The sequence below is a fragment of the Mesorhizobium sp. WSM4814 genome, from assembly GCF_055811595.1.
In genome coordinates this window covers 57296-74856 of the sequence record NZ_JBVVQT010000024.1, presented here as the reverse complement: position 1 = coordinate 74856, position 17561 = coordinate 57296, and the positions used below count along the sequence as shown (strand labels likewise).

Sequence of the window (17561 nt, the reverse complement as noted above, 5' to 3'; positions counted from 1 at the left end):
TGTTTGGCGTCGGGCGCGTTTCGTCAGGGCGGGGTTCTAGGGATGGTTGATTGGCGGTGTCGGTGAGCGTCATGCCTGCCTGACATAGCGGCAATAGTGGCTTTTGCCGGGCAGGCGTTCAGAAATCTCGCTCGCTGCCCCCTTAGCCGTCCGCGAACCCCGCTGATGCGCGCTGCGGCGCGATAGTCTCCAAGCTTGCCGCCCAACCACCCCCGGTAGCCGCATTGCTCAAGGGCGCTCCTGGCGGCTATCTGGCAGACACCTGGCTGATCCCGGTATCGATCCAGGCACGCGTCTGTTCCAGAACTTCATCCGAAAGCGCGGGATCGTCGATAGCCCGGGCGAGGATCACTGCCCCCACCATCGCTGCCCAGCATCCGATCGCTGTGCGGCGTCTGTCTGCCGGATCTAACTCCGGCAGCGTCTTGCCGATATGGTCGATCTGCGAGCGAAGGCCTTCGGTCATGGCCGAGCGGGCAGCCGGGGTCTGATGGCGGATGTCCGCAACAAGGCCCGCTGTCGGGCAACCACCGGCGGCATTGTCGCGATGCCGGGGCGAAAGATAGTCATCCACATAGGCGCGAAGGTCGCCCCCTCCGCTTGAGTCCGCGGCGAGGACATGGGCAAGGGTTTGGGCGATCAGGTCGTCCTTCGAGCTGAAATGGCCATAGAAGCCGCCATGGGTGAACCCGGCGGCTTTCATCACCTCCGCCACGCTGACCGCGTCGAACCCCTTGTCGCGAAACAGCCGGCTGGCAACATCCAGAATTCGGCGGCGGTTCTCCGCCATCTGTTCTCGACTGACCTTCATTTCAAAATTCTCCGCCGGCGCCGTTGACATTTACATGATGGGCATCATATTTGGAATGCAATCATGATGATCGTCATGAATATAGAGTCCATCAGCGAAAAGAGCAATGCCATGACCATTCCGTCAGTCCTCATAACCGGCGCCTCCACCGGCATCGGAGCCGCCTATGCCGAGCGCTTCGCGCGCCGCGGGCACGACCTCGTGCTGGTTGCCCGTGACACGGCACGAATGGAGGCTCTGGCGGCCCGTCTGCATCAGGAAAATGGCGTGGCGATCGACATCATCCAGGCTGATCTTACGCAGGCTGCCGAGCTTGCAACGGTAGAGACGAGGCTGCGCGACGACGCCCGCATCGGGATCCTCGTCAACAATGCCGGAACGGCCATCGGCGGAAGCTTCATCGAGCAGAGCACCGATGACGTCGCGCGGCTGGTGGCGCTCAACACCACCGCGCTTCTGCGGCTAGCCAGCGCCATCGCCCCGCGTCTTGCGGCGGCCGGCGAAGGGGCGATCGTCAACATCGGCTCCGTGGTCGGGCTGGCGCCGGAGTTCGGCATGACGGTCTACGGCGCAACCAAAGCCTTCGTGCTGTTTCTGTCGCAGGGACTCAGCCTCGAGCTCGCGCAGAAGGGTGTCTACGTCCAGGCCGTGCTTCCCGCCACGACGCGAACGGAGATCTGGGGACATGTTGGGGCCGACGTCAACACGCTTTCCAACGTGATGGAGGTCGACGATCTGGTGAATGCGGCGCTGGTCGGCTTCGACCGCCGCGAGTTGGTGACCATCCCGCCGCTACCCGATGCCGGGCAGTGGGATGCGCTTCAGGCCGCACGCCAGGCCATGCTTCCGAACTATCGGAACGAACATCCCGCCGAGCGGTATCGCACGGTCGCCTGAGCACCAACGAAGCCATTTCGCTAAACGACCCGCCGCGGCGGGGACAACAAGGTGACCTATGACAAGCACAACGCTGTTTGAACCCTATACTCTCGGCTCGCTGACCCTCTCCAATCGTATCGTCATGGCGCCGCTGACGCGCAATCGCGCCGGCCCGGGGTTCGTTCCAGGCGATCTCGCCGCACAGTATTACGGCCAGCGCGCGTCGGCCGGCCTGCTGATTTCCGAGGCCACGCAGATCTCGCAGCAGGGACAGGGTTACCAGGACACCCCCGGCATCTACTCCCAGGCTCAGATCGGCGGCTGGCGCAAGGTCACCGACGCCGTGCACGCCAAGGGCGGGCGGATTTTTCTGCAGCTCTGGCATGTCGGTCGCGTCTCGCACGTCGACCTGCAGGAGAACGGCGCCGCGCCTGTCGCGCCCTCGGCGATCCGGGCCGCGACCAAGACCTTCGTCGGCAACGGCTTTGTCGACGTTTCGGAGCCCCGCGCACTCGAACTGGATGAATTGCCGGGCATCGTGGAGGATTTCCGCAAAGCAGCTGCGAACGCCATCGAGGCCGGCTTCGATGGCGTCGAGATTCACGGCGCCAACGGCTATCTGCTGGACCAGTTCGCCAAGGACGGCGCCAACCTCCGCACGGATGCTTATGGCGGATCGGTCGAGAACCGCGCCCGGCTGATGCTGGAGGTTGCGACTGCGGTGGTCGAGGAGATCGGCGCCGAGCGCACCGCCATCCGGATTTCGCCCGTCTCGCCCGCCAACGGCGTCTCGAGCAGCGCCCCCCAGGCACAGTTCGACTATATCGTCGAACAACTCGACGCTTTGGGCATCGTCTACATCCATGTCGTCGAGGGCGCCACGGGCGGATCGCGCGATGTCGCGCCGTTCGACTTCGGATCGCTCCGTCGGCGCTTCAACAACACCTATATCGCCAATAACGGCTATGACCTCGAACTCGCCGCGTCGCGGCTCGCCGAGGGCAAGGCGGATCTGTTCGCCTTCGGGCGCTCGTTCATCGCCAATCCCGACCTTGTGGAACGGCTGCAGACGCGCGCGCCGCTGGCCACGTTCGATCAGGCGACGCTCTATGGCGGCGGCTCCGCCGGCTATACCGACTATCCCGCGCTCGCCGCTTCAGGCCGGCCATGAGCCAATGGAGCGCCGCGCCGCGCGGCCATCCCACGTCGACACCAGCGCCGCCGCCTTCGCCTGTGGGCAGCACGGTGGCGGCAAGGCCGCCTGCCTGACATAAGCGCAATCCTGGCGGCCAAATAAACCGGGCGTGGATTGTTTCCACGCCCGATCAAATCAGCGTTTTGGGCAGTTCAGGCCTTCGGTATCCCAGCCAGGGGGACGACCAGCGCGTCGTCCTCCCCGTCTGCCTCCTCGAACAGATCGGCCCCGTCAGCATCCGTTTCCCGCGGCCGCGTCGAGACCAGATCCTTTAGAGAGCCACCGGCGCCGGCGATGCCGGCTTCCTTCAGGAGCGCGTCGATCAGAGACTTGTTGCCGGTGAACTTCAGCAGCTGATCGGCCAGATCGCCCGGACCCGAAGGCCCGCCTTCGCCGCCCGAGCGACCGCCCGAAAATCCCGCCGTGTCGAACACGCGGATGCTATCGATACGGCTCGCCGGCTCCATCAGCGCCTTTAATGCTTCCGGCAGCATGGTGATCCGCGCCTGCGTCAGTTCAAGCTGGATCAGCCGATCGGAGAGCAGGTTGCGCGCTTCGTTCGTCGCGCGGATGGTCGCGGCCTCGGCCTCGCCTTCCGCGATCACGCCTTCGGCGCGGACCTTCATTGCTTCCGCCGCCGCGCGGGCTTCCACCAGCGCTGCCTCGGCGCGGTCTTCCGCCGCTGCTTTTTCGGCGCTCGCGCCAACTGTCACCGACACAGCCTCAGATTCCGCCGCTTCCTGCGCTTGCAGAACGGCGATCTGCCGGGCGCGGTCGGCAATTTCGCGTTCGCGCGCCGTCTGCACCTTTTCTTCAGCCGCAACCGTCAGCGCCTCGGCCTCGCGGGCCTTGGCTTCAGCCTGGCTGGTTTCCTGGCTCTTCTTGGCGATGGCCACCGCCATATTCTGGCGCGACAATTCAACCTCGCGCTCAGAGTTGATGCGCGCCTCTTCCTTGGCGCGCTGCGCTTCCGCCGCATGCTCGGCGATCTCGCGCTCGCGCGCGATCTGGGCGGCCTGTTCGGCGAGCTTCGCCGCTTCCTCGGCCTTGGCCATTTCGGAGCGGGTGGAGGCCTGCTTGGAGACTACGTCGCGCTCCTGCTCCAGCCGCGCCTCTTCCTCTTGCCGCTTCAACGCGTACTTTTCGCGCGAGGCGTTCAGGTCCTGCTCGGCAATCGCCACTTCGGTCTTCCGCGTCACCTCGTTGCGCTCCTTGCGGCGCTGTTCGGTGATGGTTGTCAGCTTGGCCAAACCGACGGCGTCGAAGGCGTTGGTTTCGTTGAAGAACTCACGCGGCGTCTGGTCGAGGCCCGTCAACGACACCGATTCCAGTTCCAGCCCGTTCGAGCGCAGATCGGTCTCGACTGCATCCTGCACCGCCTTCACGAAGTCTGAGCGATTCTCATGCAGTTGATCGAGCGTGTTGCGCGCGGCCACAGAGCGCAGCGCGTCGACCAGCTTGGCTTCCACCAGATCCTGGATCGCCTTCGGGTCGTTGACACGGTCGCCCAGCGTCTGCGCAGCGAGGCCGATGCCGTCATCCGTGCCGTCGACGCGTACGTAGAACTCGGCACGGATGTCGACGCGCATGCGGTCAGAGGTGATGAAGGCGTCCTCGCGGCGGCGGTCGACCACCAGCTTGACCGTGTTGAGCTTGACCTTCGCCAGCGCATGCAAGATGGGCAGGATCAGCGCGCCACCGTCTTTGACCACTCTGCGGCCGCCGACGCCGGTACGCACAAAGGCCTCGTCACGCTCGGCGCGCTGGTAGAGCCGCCCGAGCACAAAGCCGATCACCGCGATCACGAAGAGAACGATGCCGGCCCAGATCAGAAATTGAACTATATTGTCCATAGCTTGCCCCCAGATTTTAAAGTGTTTGATGTTCGGCTTTGCCAAGAGCGCGCTCTGGCTAGATATGTTCCTCGAACGGCATTACGAGCCAGACACGACCGGGTCCCTCGGCGGCTTTCACCACCACGACCAAGGCGCCTTTCTCGATTTTCATTCCCGCGTCTGCGGGCCGCGCCCGCAGCGTATGCAATTCGCCATGCTCATCGCGCACCCGGATCGAGCCGGGCCGACCGTCGTCCAGCGGCCCGAGCGTGACCGTGCCGCGACGCCCGACCAGACGATCGTGGTTGACGGCGTAGCTCTCGTCCTGCGGCAGGAGAAGAGCGATCCAGCCGCCGGTGATCTTCGTGACCATCACCGCCGCCGGCGTCGCGCCAAAAGCGTAGCTCCACGCCGGCAAGGCCGGGAAGATCTGCCACAGCATGATGCCGACCATGCCGAACGTGACCAGCAGAAGCAGAATCAGGATGGCGAAGGGTACCCGACCGAAATTCAACCAATCGAATACGTCGTCCAGATGTGTGGCGTCGAGGAGATGGTCGACCGCGCCGTCTTCGCCGCCACCATGGTCAAAATGCCCGGCTCCAACAAAGAACAGGACGATCTGCAGGACACCCAGCAACATCCCTGCCAGCAACGGATAGAGATAGAGCGCCGGCGCGTGGAGAATTTCTGCCATCGGCGCTACTTCTTACCCTTGAGTTCGCTGCGCAGAGCCGCCAGCCGGTCGTCAATGCGGCGCTGGCGCCCAAATTCTTCGAGTTCGACAAGATCGTTGTCGCGCGGCTTGCCAGCGGGCAGGTCGGTCAGCCGCGCCACGCTGGAAAGCGCGGCCGCAATGCGATCCTCTGGTGCGGGTTTGCGGAACCCGCCGCCAGCGTTGCCTGCCGTGCCCGGGTTCTGCGCCTCGCGGGCGCGACGCGCTATCTTCACCCGCTCCTCGGAATCGCGGCGGGCCGCACTTGCGGCGCTCAGCGCGCCTCGCGCTTCGTCAATGCGCACATCAACATCCTGGATCAGCTTGTCGATAGAGGCGGCCTGCGCGTCAATGTCATCCTGACGGCCAATACCGGCCCGTGCGAGGTCTTCGCGGCCCTCTTGCAGGGCGACACGGATATTCTGGTCCAGCCCCTCGCGTTCCTCGGTCAGGTCGTCCTTCTGCAGGGTGTAGCGCTTGCGCTCGGCGATAAGCGCTGCGAGGTTGGATTTCAACTCGTCGGCGGCCTTGTCGATCTCGCGGATCGCTTGTTCGGCCACCGCCTCGGGAGCCTTCTTCTCAAGGCCGTCGATCACGGTTGCGACCAGGCCGGCGGCGAGGCGCGAAACGCGCCCGGAAATGGATTCGGTCTGCATGGCTTCGATCTCCCTGTGTTGCATGTCCGCCGACAGCGGAACGGTGAGCAGATAGGCCCCGTTATCCCGTACGAGATGGGAAAGTTGCGCTTTCTCCTGGCTATCGGAGTAGCCGGTGGCCAGGAATCCCGCGATCACACGCCCCTCGACGGTAGAAATCGAAACCTTGTCGACGCCCTTGAAGGACATGAGCTTGTCGTCAAGCGGCAGCCGGTCGGGCGACCAGGCGCCGGAGGCGTATTCGCGAATGCCATTGGTCACCAGTCGCGCCGGCAGGCCCGTCTCGGCGCGGATCGCTTCATAGGCGAGCTTCTGGAGTTCATACGTGTTGGTGCGCTGGGTAGAGGCAGTGCGATCCAGGATGTCGTGCATGACGGCATAAGCCGCGAAAGTCATGTCGATGGCGCGTTCGCCAGCGCGGCTCAGGATCAACTTGTAGTGCGCCGTCTTCATATGAGTTCTCCCTCTCAATCACCTAACAAGTGATTGAGGGGATTTCAAGTGACAATCACCAAAAACGTGATTTAGTGATAGGAGGGTTAATACACGTGTGCGTTGTTTGGTAATCGCAGGTGTTGGCCAGTAGACAACGTCTGGCGCTGAGCGCTCCCTGAGGTATTCGGCCCGGTCGGCTGATTCCACCCAAGCAGTTGCACAACGTATAGTTGCAATCGTCAGATTTTCCCCACTGCTTACTCCGCCGCCACCAGCCTTGGCGTCGATGAGACCCGGCCGGCTCGATCGTCCTCGGTAGCTTCCCACCAGTCGCCCAAGGCGTCGATGAGCGGCACAAGCTTGAGACCCGCTGCGGTGAGATCATAGTCGACGCGTAGCGGATAGCCGGCATGCGGCGTTCGACGCACGATCCCGGCTTCCTCCAGCTTGCGCAGTTCCAGCGCCAGAATGCGGTGCGACACGGTCGGGTTGTCACGCCTCAAGTCGCTGAAGCGCTTGGTCCCGTCCTTCAGATAGTAGAGCAGCAAGGTCGGCCAGCGACCGCTGAGCACACGCATGGCCTCTTCGATCGGGCAGCTTGAGACGGCATCTTTCATGGCGGATCCTGGTTACAAAATAGTGCGTAATTTACATGGGACGACCAGCGTTTAGGGTCAAGCTTCGCTGCGCAGCGTGATCCCTGAACATGGAAGAGGACAAAGAAATGGAACCTATCCTCCTTTACGGTGTCCCGGCAGGAAGTTCGATGGGGCTCGTCGCTGCTTTTGAACGCTTCGGACAGCCCTACCGCCTGTGCCGCGTCGACATGCTCACTGAAATGAAGAACGACGCCTATGCCCGCATCAACGGCCGTCAGGAAACGCCGGTGATGATCACCGACGACGGCAGAGTGCTCACCGAGACCATGGCGATTGCCGCTTGGCTCGAAGCCCGCGACACGCAACGTCGCATCAGCTTCGACCCGCGCTCGCCGGAAGCCGACCGGATGCATCTGCTGATGGCTTTCGTGAACACCGGTTTCACCGCCGCTTTCACCCCGCTCTGGGCTGCCTATGAAATGGAATCGGCCGAACCGGCCCTGCTGGCGACCTTGCGTGACTTTGGCCGCCAGGCCGTTGCCGAACGCCACGACCGGCTTGAGGCGATGATCGGCGACACCGACTTTCTGGTCGGCGACCGCCTGACGTTGGCCGATACCACGCTGATCGGCGTGGCCCGTTGGGCGGAGTTCCACCAGGCGGTCGACGGCGCCGCCTATCCCAGGCTGGCGGCGCTGCGCCACCGGATCGAAAGCGATCCGGACGTGCGATACGCGCAGGCCATCGAGGACGGCGAAACGCCGGCGGGTTCGGGTGCCTGCCTTGGCCACGTTCCGCTGGCCGAGGTGATTGAACGCTTTGGTGCCTAATGCATGTCGCGCAAAAGTGTGCGGCGGTTTTGCGATAACGACATGCATAAACAAACAACCTAAAGCGCGTCGCAATGAATCCATTCAGCCGCGACGCGCTTTAGCACAAGCTAGCGGCGCGGCACGAACACGGCCTGTGCCGCGCCGCGCATGCTCAATCCCACCCGATTCGCGACAAGCACATCGAATTCGGCTATCATGCCATCGCTCTTGAAGTGGCAGCTACGGGCGGCCATCCTGGCGGTGGCCGCCCCCTGAATACGGGAGAATGGGTATGGCCAGCTTTCATGTCATGTCGGACGCGCGTGGGATGCACGTGCAGCCCAGGGTGCGCCGCATCACCACGGCGGACCTGATCGATGTGCTGCGGCTCGGCGTCGAGGATTTTTGGGCAAAGCCATCGCACTACGTCTTCCTGTGCCTGATCTATCCGGTGGTCGGATTGATCCTGGCGCAGTGGACGACATCCGGCGCCTACGCCATCCAGCTGCTTTACCCGCTGATGTCCGGCTTCGCCCTGCTTGGACCGTTCGCCGCGATCGGCCTCTACGAGATCAGCCGCCGCCGAGAGCTCGGCATGGACACGTCCTGGTGGCACGCACTCGAGGTGCGCCACTCGCCGGCGCTGCCGGCGATCGCGGTCATCGGCATCATGCTGGTGGCACTGTTCCTGCTCTGGCTGTTCACCGCGCAATCGATCTACACCAGCCTGTTCGGCGCTCAGCCGCCGGCCTCGATCGGTGGCTTTGTCCGCGAGGTGCTGGCAACGCCCAAGGGCTGGACGCTGATCCTGCTCGGCAATGCGGCCGGCTTCGTCTTCGCCGCGATCGTGCTGGCGACGACGGTCGTCGCTTTCCCGCTGCTGCTCGACCGCGATGTCGGCGTGGTCTCGGCGATCGAGACCTCGGCACGGGCAGTGATGACAAACCCGCTGCAGATGGCGCTGTGGGGCCTGATGGTCGCCGTGCTGCTGGTCATCGGCTCGATTCCGCTGTTTGCCGGGCTCGCCGTCGTCATGCCCGTGCTTGGCCATGCGACGTGGCATCTCTATCGCAGGCTGGTCGAACCGGAGCGGGCGCAGCCGGACCGGCGGCCGATGTAGGCGGAAGCGGCGTTTGGCGCTGCGTGTCGGTCGCCATCCGGACATCTCCTCACGCGGGGGGAGATCGTTTTCGCTCTACGATGTATCCCCACCCCTAACCCCTCCCCACAAGGGGGAGACTTCCGTTGGCGCCGACCTCGGCAGATTGCCTGCCTTTCGGCGCCAAAGGCGAAGTCAAAGGTGCGCGGCAGCGTTCCCTTCCCCTTGTGGGGAGGGTTAGGGTGGGGGTCCACCTTCGCAAGAATCCCTATGTGGTTGTGCTGCGCGTGAAAGAGGGTCCCTTAAGTCACCAGTCCCATCGCCTTCAGCCGACCCCACCCCCTTCAGCCGACGATGCGCAGGTTTGACAATTCGTTGGCGATTTCCCTGAAATTGTCCGACAGCGTCGCCCCGGTCGCGTTCCAGAACAGCTTGGCCGGCTTGGTCGGATCGGTGGGGTCCTTGCGGAAGCGCGAGTCCGAGGAGCAGGCCTTCAGCGCGTCGAGTGCTTTCTTGTCACCGGCATCGGTGGTCGACAGGTCGAGCGCAACGGTCATGACGAGAACGTTCGATTTCTTCGCGTTGCCGCAAAGGGTCTGCATCTGCTCGTCCAGCGCGGCGGTGTAGTTGGCGCCGGTGTAGGTCGTCTTGCCGATGTCGGTGCTTGTGTTCATGAACAGCCGCGTCACGCTTCCAGACCCCGGATATGTCAGGCCGGTGTAACCGTAAGCGGCATAGGTCGATCTGTTATTGGCGTAGCCGCTGTCGCTGACGGCGCTGTAGGTATTGGCGCCGTCGGTCAGCACGATGACCACTTTGTCGTTGCCTCTTTCAGTGTTCGGCCGGCCCGCAGTGAAAGGTTCGTTGCTCGACACCGTCCGCCAGCCCCAGCCAAGGCCTTCCGGCACGTTGGTGTTGCCGTTCGGCGCCATCGCGTCGATGGCGTTGTCGATCTCCTCTTTCTGGGCAAGCTGGGTCACGTCTTTGAGCGGCGTGATCGGGTTGGTCGTGCAGGACGAATTTGGGCCGTCGCCCGAGGCAGCCGACTTCGAGCCGTAAGGCTTGACCAGGAAATATTTGCGCATGTCCGACTGCCGCTGCGAACCGGTTGGGCTGTCGGTGTAAGGCCAGTCGGCCCACCAGTTGTTGCCGTAACCATAGTTCAGATAGATCACATCGTTAGCGCCGTCGCGGTCGAAATCGAGCCAGAGGGTGCCGGCCTCGTCGGGCGCAAACATCGGCACGAACAGCGTGGCAGGTGTGGCGGTATCAGGCGTCGTGTCGTCGTTGTTATACGGGTGCGGCCTCGCCTCCACGCAACCCTGCCAACTCGCATAGCGGCTGGTGGTGTAGATATATTCCGGGGTGGTCCAGTGGCCGCTGCTGCAGTTACCTTTCTTGTTATAGGTGTCGCAGATATACTGTTTCGTGTTAGGCACTTCTTCGCGGCCGGACTCGACGGTGATGTCGGCGTAGAGGCTGAAGCGGGTCAGTGGCTGATCCTCGGTGTCGCCCCAGCCGGTGCCGCGTTTGTACCAGACGCCGTTGAGCTTCTCGGCGTATCTGTCCGGATCGTTGGCGGCGGTCATCTTCGTCCAGTCGAAATCCTCATGCTGGATCGGGGAGATGCCATCCTGGTCCATCCAGCTGTCCTGGTCATGGGTGGGTCCGACATTGACCGAAGCAGCGAACGGCACGAGGGAGAACTGCACCGGTTTGCTGACCTGCTTCATCTGCTGTGCCTGCAGCGCCAGCGTATCGACAAGCTGCTTGGCGGCAGTCTTCAGCAGGTCTATTCGCCTCGCGCCGGTGCCGGAACCGAGTTCGTTCATCGAGCCGGAATTGTCGAGCACAAGAGCGACTTCCAGCGTGTTCTTGAGGCGGATTTCCGAGCACTCCGTGAAAGTTGTAGCGCCGCTGGTGGTCCAGCCGCCCAGCATGGCGGCGGCCGGCAGAAAATAGGGGTGATAGGTCAGGGCGCTGCAGAGCTTCAACGTGCCGCCACCCGCACTGCTGTTGGGCAGGGTGACGGTGAGCGACGTGTTGGCCGGATCGACAGGGCCGAGATTGGTTTCGAAGAAAGTCTTGGCGTAGGCCCTGGCGGCGTCGTCGGTTGCGCCGGAGACGACCTGCTGAGCCGTGGCGAGGCCGGCGGCGTCCAAAGCGTTCAACGTGGCGTGCTTCTGGCGCAGCAGTTCCGAGTAATCGACGCTGAGCGCCACTCCGCCCATCAGTGGCACCATCGTGATGGCCGTCATCAGCGTATAGTTGCCACGCCGGTCCCTACCGAATTTTCGGATCATTGTCTTCAGCCCCTCGCCAAAACCCCTAGTCGGCGAAAGATGCCATCAATCCTTAAATTTCAGATTGCTGAAAAACATCCAAGATCGGCTTGCTTTTTCAAGGCTCGTTAACCACGCCGCCGATGCCGGCATTGCTGCGCGCGGCTGGACCAGCCGCCGAAGCCTTCAGAATGGGGGAAGCCTCGGCAAGAGCGGCTTGCGCGCTTGCCTTCGTCAGTGCCAAGGCGATCCTGAAACCTGGGCAATCCTGAAACCAGGGCAATCCTGAAAAATGTGAAAGCTGGTGACAGGGTCAAGTGCTTCGGTTAATGCGAACCTGCCACGGCGGACGTCGGCGGCGACGCTCGCAACCATCATGATTTGGGAAACGATATGGCGGACTCGCCCGATATCATCGGCTCGCTCGCGGATTTGTCGGGAGCCTATTGTGCCATCCTGTGCGACGTCTGGGGTGTGGTCCACAATGGCGAACGGCATTTTCCGGCCGCGGCTCTGGCGCTGGCCACGGCGCGCGAGGCGAAGATACCTGTCGTGCTGATCACCAATTCGCCGCGCCGCAGCGCCGATGTGGTGGCGCAGATGAATGCGATCGGCGTTCCCTCTGCGGCCTATGACCGCGTCGTCACCTCCGGCGACGTGACCCGCGACCTGATCATGGAAGGCCCGCGAAAGATCTTCCACATTGGCGCCGATCGCGATTTCACGCTCTATGACGGGCTTGATGTCGAGTTGGTCGAGGAGTTCGAGGCGTCCGGCGTGGTCTGCACCGGGCTGTTCGACGACGAGGTCGAGAAGCCGGAGGACTACGCCGATATTCTGCGGCGGCTGCGCGCCAGGAACCTGCCCTTCATCTGCGCCAATCCCGATATCGTGGTCGAGCGTGGCGAGCGGATGATCTGGTGCGCCGGGGCGCTGGCCCGCGACTATGCCCAGCTCGGCGGGCGCACGCTGATTGCTGGAAAACCTTATGCCCCGGTCTATGACGTGGCGATGAAGGAGATCGCCGACCTACTCGGCCGCCCGGTCGAGCGCTCGGACGTGCTGGCCATCGGCGACGGCATGATGACCGACATCAAGGGTGCTGCCGACAATGGCTTCGACGTGCTCTACGTGTCGGGCGGCATCCATGCCCGCGACTACGGCGATCCGCTACGACCGGATCCGGCCAGGCTGATCGCCTTTCTGGAAAGGCACGGCTACCGGCCGGTCGCGATCATTCCGAGACTGCAGTAGGCTCGCTCGATGACGGAAGCCTCGAAATGACGCAAGCCTTCGAACGCGTTTCTGCAGTCTCGCCGCTGCCGGCCCATTTGCGGGGTGGCGTGGTAGCGATCGGCAATTTCGACGGTGTGCACCGCGGCCACCAGGCCGTGCTCGAACGCGCGCTGGCCGAGGCCCGCCGGCGCGGCGCGCCGGCGCTGGTGCTGACCTTCGAGCCGCATCCGAGAAAGGTGTTCCGGCCCGAGATTCCGCTGTTCGTGCTGACACCGCCGCCGATGAAGGCAATGCTGCTGTCGCATCTGGGCTTTGCCGCACTCGTCGAGCAGCCGTTCACGCGCGCCTTCGCCGCACTGTCAGCGGAAGCGTTCGTGACCGATGTGCTCGACAGCAATCTCGGCATCATCCACGCCGTGACCGGCTTCGACTTCCACTTCGGCAAGGACAGGCAAGGCGGACCGGCCTATCTGATGGCGGCCGGCGAACGCCACGGCTTCGGCGTCACCCTGGTTGACGCCTTTCGCGACGAAGGCGCCGAGGTGGTGTCGTCGAGCCGAATCCGGGCGCTGCTGTGCGAAGGGGCGGTGGCCGAGGCCGCCGGCCTGCTCGGCTACCGCTTCACGGTCGAGAGCGAGGTGATCGGCGGCCAGCAGCTTGGCCGGACGCTCGGCTTTCCAACCGCCAATATGAGGCTTTCGCCGGAAGCCACTCTGAAGGAAGGGATTTACGCCGTCCGCTTCCGCCGCGCCGACGGCACGCTTCATGATGGTGTTGCCAGCTTCGGCCGCCGCCCGACCGTCGATGACAACGGCACGCCGCTTCTGGAAACCTTCGTCTTTGACTTCGCCGGCGATCTCTACGGCGAGCTATGCGCGGTGTCCTTCTTCGGTTTCCTGCGCGCCGAGGTGAAGTTCGACGGGCTCGACGCGCTGGTCGCGCAAATGAAACGCGACGAGGCCGAGGCGAGGGCGCTGCTTGCCGGCGTCAGCCCGCTGTCCGAGCTCGACGCGGCCGTTGCTTTCTAAAGCATGATCCCGAAAAGTGGGAACCGGTTTTCGGAACAGATCATGCCAAACCAAGGGCCTATTTTTTCAGCGCCAGGCCGACCGCAATGAAGGCCCAGCCCTGGAAGATAAGGTCGACGGCGAGAAACAGCCCCAGCACCCATACGCTGTTGACTGGCCAGCCCATGGCGATGACCAGGCCGGCCAGCGCGCTGATGACGCCGGCCGCAACCAGCCAGCCCCAACGTTTTTCCGGCCTGTGCCTGTACCCGACCCAGGCCCTGAGCACGCCTGATGCGAGAAGGGCGACCGCCAGCAGGAAGGTCAGCACCGCCGACGCCAGCAGCGGGTTGTAGAAGGCGAAGAACCCGGCGACGGCATAGAGAAGACCACTGAGCAGCCAGTAGAAAAACCGGGTCCATGTCTTCACACCGAAGGCATGCATGATCTCGATGATTCCGGCCATCAGCATCAGCCAGCCGACGACGTAGATCGAGGCGACAGTGGCGATGAACAGATTGCCGAAGGCGATGCCGCCGAGGATCAGCAGCAGAACGCCGAGCCCGACGAACCATCCCCATTTCGCCCGCGTCTGACCGATTGCATCTTTCAAGGCATCGCCGTGCAGTGTCATCGCCCTTCTCCCTCAGGTTACCTTTGCCGGCTTGGAAGGTAACGCTGACAGGCTTGCCGGTAAAGCGAGCAGGATGCGAGCGCCACACCCCGAGCGATCGCTTGCCAGACGTGGCTAGACCCGAAGCGGCCAAATATCAGACGTAATATTCGACCATGTGCGGCGGCAGTGCTAAAGCATGACGAGCGGGTTCTGGACGACTGTCGTCCTCTTGTCTTCGCCATGGCGCAAACGAAAGCGGTGGCCCAGCGCTGGCTGTGACGCTTTATTGGATGACGTGAGGCTGCTGCTGTCGCCCGTTTTTATGCTTGATGAGGCTAGGGAAGCAAATGAGCGACGTGGACGAAAGCCTCGATCTGACGGAGATTAACGGAGTGCGCAGTTTGCTGACGTCAAAGCCACGACCGGTGGGCTGGGACGAACGCCGGGCACGGCTCGACGAGGTTGGTTCGGTCTGGCCAATTGCGGACGACGTCAGATGTGAGAATGCGGTTTTCGACGGCCTCGAGGGAGAGTGGTCGCTAGCGCCTGAGAGTGACAGCGATAAGGTTCTGCTCTTTTTCCATGGTGGTGGCTACTGCTCCGGCTCGCTCAAAAGTCATCGTCGAATGGTGACCGAGGCAGGTCGAGCAATGGGAATGCGCACCCTCGCGATCGACTATCGACGCGCACCGGAACATCCTTTCCCTGCGCAACATGAAGACGCACTCACCGCATGGCGCTTTCTGGGGCGGCAAGGGATCGCGCCGGATCGCATCGTGGTTGGCGGCGACAGTGCGGGCGGCAACCTCACCTTGTGCCTGGTCAGTATATTGTGCGCGGCAGGGGAGCGGTTGCCGCGATGTCTTTGGCTGGTTTCGCCGTGGACGGACCTTTCGATGGCCGGCGCGACACTATCAACTAAGGACGCAATCGACCCTATCATCCACCGGGCGTATTTGGAGGAACTGGCCACCGCCTATGTTCCCCCTGGCGTTGGTCGGCGCGATCCCCTGATCTCGCCATTGTTCGCCGATCTGAGCGGATTTCCCCCAATGCTGATACAAGTCGGTTCGGCCGAGACGCTGTTGTCGGACGCAACTCGGCTCGCGCAAGCCGCTGGCGCGGCTGACGTCAAAGTACGTCTCGAAATTTGGCCGCATATGATTCACGCCTGGCCGGTTTGGAATGCAGGATTGAGTGCCGGTCGCCGCACTCTTCACAGCGCGGGAAGCTTTATCCGCGGATTTTTGTAACTCTTGGGTGAGCAGCCAGGGTCACACGGCTATTGCCAAAATCCAAAAAGCAGCCGAGACGTTCCAGAGTGGGAAGCCAGTTGGCAGCTGCTAGCGCATTTTCAGAAACGCCGCCGATGGACATTAAGCCAAATTTTACTGAACTGGCGCCATGGCTTGCGAAGGCTGGTTGTATCGCCAACCTGTTCGACTTATGGAGTAATGATGCGTTTTGTCCGAGCGAATCCGGTGGTTCTGGCCGCCTTCATACTTGGGGCCACCGGTGCCGCCGAAGCCGCCGATGGCGCCTTGGGCTGGCTGTCCGGCGACTGGTATCTGACAGTCGGCGCTACCGGCCTGGTCGCCCCCGATTTCGAAGGCAGCAAGAACTATATGCTCAGCGCCCAGCCGATCATCTCGCTCGGCAAGGCCGGTCCTGCGGCCCGCTTCACCTCGCGCAACGACAACATCTCGCTGGGGTTGATCGACGAAGGCGGCTTCCGCGCCGGCCTGGCCGGAAAAATCCTGTTTTCGCGCGATGGCGACGACGCCGACGAACTGAGAGGCCTCGACCCGGTGCGCTGGGGCGGCGAGGCCGGCGGCTTCTTCGAATTCTATCCTTTGGACTGGTTGCGCGCCCGCGCCGAATTGCGGCACGGCATTCGCGCCCATAACGGCTTCGTCGCCGACATCACCGCCGACGCATTCCACGATGTGACGCCGGAGGTCAGGATTTCGGGCGGGCCGCGCGTTTCGTTCGCCTCGTCGGACTATTTCGACGCCTATTACGGCGTCGACGCCGGGGAAGCCATAGCGTCGGGCCTCAGCCGGTACCGACCGGACGGTGGCGTGAAATCGGCGGGCCTCGGCGGCGCGGTGACGTGGAAAGTGACCGAGCCGATGACGGCCAGCCTGTTCGCCGAATATTCGCGGCTGATGGGCCCGGCGGCCGATTCCAGCCTGGTCAAGGAGCGCGGCTCAAGGGATCAGTTCACGATCGGCGTGTCGACGACCTATCGCTTCGATTTCTCGATGTGAGCCTATCCCAGTAGTCGCGTATCGACCGGATGGGTCGTGGCGCTAACGATACGGATGCCGTCGCGGGCCAGCAAATCCGGATTAAGAAGATAGTTCCTTGTGAACGGGACAATTGCACAAGGGACTTCCATGACCGCCTGGGTGGCAGCAGCGACAAAGTTCGTCCCGAGCCGTTGTGTCATGGACAGATCGTCCTTCCAGTCATCGGGCAATCCGGGAGACATGATGGCAATGTCGTCCGGCATTTCGATCTCTAGAAGCTGATAGGTCTGGGGCATGTCTTCCGCGTCGACATGCACAAGTATCTCGAGAAGTGCCGTGGCCGGGTGATCGGCGCAGTAGACAATTGGTGTCCCCATGACATGCCAACGGCCGCCGCTGACCAAACCGCCGACACCCAGCAGGTCGGCGTAGCCGGAAATGCGCCAGATCCGCATATGTCAGGCAAAGATGCCATGGTCGATGCGATGGAGCTCTTCTTCCACCAGCGCTGCACCCGTTTCTGACTGCAAGAGGTTGATGGGTGTCTCGTCAAGCACCCTGCTGTGCTTGCGCAGCCAACGCTGCGCCTTTTCGTAATTGCCGAAAACCCGATCCGCCATCGCCGAAATCCGTTCAAGCCGCATAACGCGGTCGGACTCGGCGATCGTCAGTGTCTCGTTTCGCTCCTTGCGACGCGCCAATGTCCGTCGCGGGCCGACGATCTTGTAGATTTCGTCATTGCTGAAGCCGCGCTGGCGAAGTCCTTCGACCCTGGTGACATGAACGAGAAACCGTTCCGTTGCCGTGTCCGAGATACCTTTGATGTGCAAGCTGGACATATTTTAGCTCCGCTGCCATTTGCCCAAAGACATAGGCGCAACTGGCCCATGAAGCAAGGAGGCCTCCGCGAGTTCGGGCTTTTCAATGAGGCCGGCCTCGTCTAAAAGCCCGTTCATGACGCAGTCTCCTCGCGCACTCGCGCTGACGATACGAATTACAAGCCCGGTGTCCCGGGCGGCCTGAGCGCCGCCGGAGCCGCCGGGAATTTTGCGCGCGGCCTCTCGCGCTTTTTCCAGATCATGATAGTTCAACGCCCGGGCTCTTTGCCGGGCAATGCATATGGCAGACCAAT

Annotated in this window: 18 protein-coding genes; 8 read left to right on the top strand and 10 right to left on the bottom strand. The window is 62.8% G+C overall.

Going from position 1 to position 17561, the window contains the following annotated elements; translation table 11 throughout:
• Nucleotides 1-247: 247 nt before the first annotated feature.
• A complete protein-coding gene (locus AC0L2V_RS27105) occupies nt 248-811 on the bottom strand; it encodes a TetR/AcrR family transcriptional regulator (RefSeq protein WP_091590887.1) in 564 nt (187 codons plus the stop codon).
• A gap of 63 nt (nt 812-874) precedes the next feature.
• Here AC0L2V_RS27105 and AC0L2V_RS27100 point away from each other — a divergent pair, with 63 nt between their 5' ends.
• Nucleotides 875-1708: an SDR family NAD(P)-dependent oxidoreductase gene (locus AC0L2V_RS27100; RefSeq protein WP_473521698.1), complete on the top strand. Its 834-nt coding sequence runs from the start codon at nt 875-877 to the stop codon at nt 1706-1708.
• A gap of 58 nt (nt 1709-1766) precedes the next feature.
• Nucleotides 1767-2861: an alkene reductase gene (locus AC0L2V_RS27095; RefSeq protein WP_473512929.1), complete on the top strand. Its 1095-nt coding sequence runs from the start codon at nt 1767-1769 to the stop codon at nt 2859-2861.
• 176 nt (nt 2862-3037) lie between these two features.
• Here AC0L2V_RS27095 and AC0L2V_RS27090 read toward each other — a convergent pair whose 3' ends face one another.
• From AC0L2V_RS27090 to AC0L2V_RS27075, 4 genes are all read right to left on the bottom strand, one after another.
• Entirely contained in the window at nt 3038-4738 is a 1701-nt protein-coding gene (locus AC0L2V_RS27090; RefSeq protein WP_473521697.1) for a flotillin family protein, read from the bottom strand.
• Nucleotides 4739-4796: 58 nt separating this feature from the next.
• A complete protein-coding gene (locus AC0L2V_RS27085; RefSeq protein ID WP_473512931.1) occupies nt 4797-5417 on the bottom strand; it encodes an OB-fold-containig protein in 621 nt (206 codons plus the stop codon).
• A 5-nt stretch (nt 5418-5422) separates the two neighbouring features.
• On the bottom strand, nt 5423-6544 hold the full coding sequence (locus tag AC0L2V_RS27080) for a PspA/IM30 family protein (protein WP_473512933.1): 1122 nt from the start codon (nt 6542-6544) through the stop codon (nt 5423-5425).
• Between the two features lie 239 nt (nt 6545-6783).
• Entirely contained in the window at nt 6784-7143 is a 360-nt protein-coding gene (locus tag AC0L2V_RS27075) for a winged helix-turn-helix transcriptional regulator (protein ID WP_473521696.1), read from the bottom strand.
• Nucleotides 7144-7250: 107 nt separating this feature from the next.
• Between AC0L2V_RS27075 and AC0L2V_RS27070 the strand changes: the two genes are divergently transcribed.
• Nucleotides 7251-7955, top strand: coding sequence for a glutathione S-transferase family protein (locus tag AC0L2V_RS27070; RefSeq protein ID WP_473512935.1), 705 nt, complete (start codon nt 7251-7253; stop codon nt 7953-7955).
• A gap of 274 nt (nt 7956-8229) precedes the next feature.
• Complete coding sequence (locus AC0L2V_RS27065) at nt 8230-9057, top strand: DUF2189 domain-containing protein (RefSeq protein WP_236371396.1); 828 nt, start codon at nt 8230-8232, stop codon at nt 9055-9057.
• Nucleotides 9058-9380: 323 nt separating this feature from the next.
• Here the strand turns inward: AC0L2V_RS27065 and AC0L2V_RS27060 are convergent, their stop codons facing one another.
• Nucleotides 9381-11339 (bottom strand): TadE/TadG family type IV pilus assembly protein, encoded by a 1959-nt coding sequence (locus tag AC0L2V_RS27060; protein ID WP_473521695.1) that lies wholly within the window; start codon nt 11337-11339, stop codon nt 9381-9383.
• Nucleotides 11340-11711: 372 nt separating this feature from the next.
• Between AC0L2V_RS27060 and AC0L2V_RS27055 the strand changes: the two genes are divergently transcribed.
• Nucleotides 11712-12572 carry a TIGR01459 family HAD-type hydrolase gene (locus AC0L2V_RS27055; protein ID WP_473521694.1) on the top strand — a complete coding sequence of 287 codons (861 nt, stop codon included), beginning with the start codon at nt 11712-11714 and terminating at the stop codon, nt 12570-12572.
• A gap of 26 nt (nt 12573-12598) precedes the next feature.
• Nucleotides 12599-13582 carry a bifunctional riboflavin kinase/FAD synthetase gene (locus AC0L2V_RS27050; protein ID WP_473521693.1) on the top strand — a complete coding sequence of 328 codons (984 nt, stop codon included), beginning with the start codon at nt 12599-12601 and terminating at the stop codon, nt 13580-13582.
• 58 nt (nt 13583-13640) lie between these two features.
• On the opposite strand, the gene AC0L2V_RS27045 is transcribed toward AC0L2V_RS27050, so the two are convergent.
• Complete coding sequence (locus AC0L2V_RS27045) at nt 13641-14195, bottom strand: HdeD family acid-resistance protein (RefSeq protein ID WP_473521692.1); 555 nt, start codon at nt 14193-14195, stop codon at nt 13641-13643.
• A 329-nt stretch (nt 14196-14524) separates the two neighbouring features.
• Between AC0L2V_RS27045 and AC0L2V_RS27040 the strand changes: the two genes are divergently transcribed.
• On the top strand, nt 14525-15430 hold the full coding sequence (locus tag AC0L2V_RS27040; RefSeq protein ID WP_473521691.1) for an alpha/beta hydrolase: 906 nt from the start codon (nt 14525-14527) through the stop codon (nt 15428-15430).
• 204 nt (nt 15431-15634) lie between these two features.
• Nucleotides 15635-16447: a MipA/OmpV family protein gene (locus AC0L2V_RS27035; protein ID WP_473521690.1), complete on the top strand. Its 813-nt coding sequence runs from the start codon at nt 15635-15637 to the stop codon at nt 16445-16447.
• 2 nt (nt 16448-16449) lie between these two features.
• Here the strand turns inward: AC0L2V_RS27035 and AC0L2V_RS27030 are convergent, their stop codons facing one another.
• From AC0L2V_RS27030 to AC0L2V_RS27020, 3 genes are read right to left on the bottom strand one after another with little or no spacing between them, the layout of a single operon-like run.
• Nucleotides 16450-16884 carry an RES family NAD+ phosphorylase gene (locus AC0L2V_RS27030; RefSeq protein ID WP_473495026.1) on the bottom strand — a complete coding sequence of 145 codons (435 nt, stop codon included), beginning with the start codon at nt 16882-16884 and terminating at the stop codon, nt 16450-16452.
• 3 nt (nt 16885-16887) lie between these two features.
• Nucleotides 16888-17268, bottom strand: a complete 381-nt coding sequence (gene parS, locus AC0L2V_RS27025; protein WP_473521689.1) for a type II RES/Xre toxin-antitoxin system antitoxin — start codon at nt 17266-17268, stop codon at nt 16888-16890.
• Nucleotides 17269-17271: 3 nt separating this feature from the next.
• Nucleotides 17272-17520: a hypothetical protein gene (locus AC0L2V_RS27020; RefSeq protein ID WP_473521688.1), complete on the bottom strand. Its 249-nt coding sequence runs from the start codon at nt 17518-17520 to the stop codon at nt 17272-17274.
• Nucleotides 17521-17561 lie beyond the last annotated feature (41 nt).